The organism is Micromonospora sp. S4605 (assembly GCF_003176715.1).
Classification (GTDB): Bacteria; Actinomycetota; Actinomycetes; order Mycobacteriales; family Micromonosporaceae; genus Micromonospora; species Micromonospora echinaurantiaca.
This window is the reverse complement of the sequence record NZ_QGSW01000010.1, coordinates 1-1,060: the sequence shown is the minus strand read 5'-3', so window position 1 is coordinate 1,060 and position 1,060 is coordinate 1. Positions and strand designations below refer to the sequence as shown.

At 75.7% G+C, this 1,060-nt stretch carries 1 protein-coding gene; it reads left to right on the top strand.

All coding sequences use genetic code 11. The features are described 5' to 3' along the window. Window positions 1-51: 51 nt before the first annotated feature. Window positions 52-963 (top strand): TAXI family TRAP transporter solute-binding subunit, encoded by a 912-nt coding sequence (locus tag DLJ47_RS00035; RefSeq protein ID WP_109898066.1) that lies wholly within the window; start codon window positions 52-54, stop codon window positions 961-963. Window positions 964-1,060 lie beyond the last annotated feature (97 nt).

The following is a 1,060-nucleotide window of genomic DNA, read 5'->3' as shown; positions in this document are numbered from 1 at the left end:
AGATGTGGATAAGAGACAGGCAGCAGCGCCAGCAGCGCCCGCCCGCGGGCGCTGCTGGCGCTGCTGCTGGTCGCGGCGCTGACCGGCGTCGCCGGCTGCCGCGACGCCCCCGCTGCGGCGGTGCCGATCCGGATCGCCACCGGCAGCCCGACCGCCGTCTACCACGCCTTCGGGCAGTCGCTGGCCGCCATCCTCAACCGGGAGCTGCCCGGCGTGCGGGCCAGCGTGGTGGTCACCGCCGCCTCCGCGGAGAACGTCCGGCTGGTCGGCGCCGGCGACGCCGAGCTGGGCTTCACCCAGGCCGACGTGCTGCCGGCCGCGCCCGCCACGCACCCGTCGGTGCTCGCGGTCGCCCGGGTCTACGACGACCTGCTGCACCTGGTCACCACCGCCGGCGGCCCGGTGCGCACGCTGGCCGACCTGCGCGGCCGGCGGGTGTCGGTGGGCGCTGCCGGGTCCGGCACTGAGATCACCGCGAGCCGACTGCTGGCGGTGGCCCAGTTGGGCGACGACGCGGTCCACCGCGAGCGACTCGGCCTGGACGACTCGGTCGCGGCGCTGCGGTCCGGGCGGATCGACGCGTTCTTCTTCTCCGGCGGGCTGCCGGTACGGGCCGTCGAGGAGCTGTCCGGCGCCACCGCCATCCGGATCGTCGACCTGGGCGACTGGACCGATCCGCTGCGCCGCGGCAACCCCGAGGTGTACGTCTCCCGGGACATCCCCCGCTCCGTGTACGGCGTCGACCCGGTCACCACGGTGGCCAACCCGAACTTCCTGGTCGTCCGGGCCAACCTGCCGGAGTCGCTGGTCCGGGAGGTGACCCGGCTGCTGATGGAGCGCCGGGCGGAACTGGCCGCCGCGCATCCGGCGGCCGGGCGGATGAGCCCCCGCGCGGCGATCGCCACCGCCCCGCTGCCGCTGCACCCCGGCGCCGCCGCCTGGTACCGCGCCACCAAACCCTGACCCCAACGGTGATCGTCTGACGGTGGGCAATTCTCCGTCGCCCTTCCGGCCTGCGCACCATCAGACGATCACGGCGCCCGGGGGTGCGGGGGCGGTG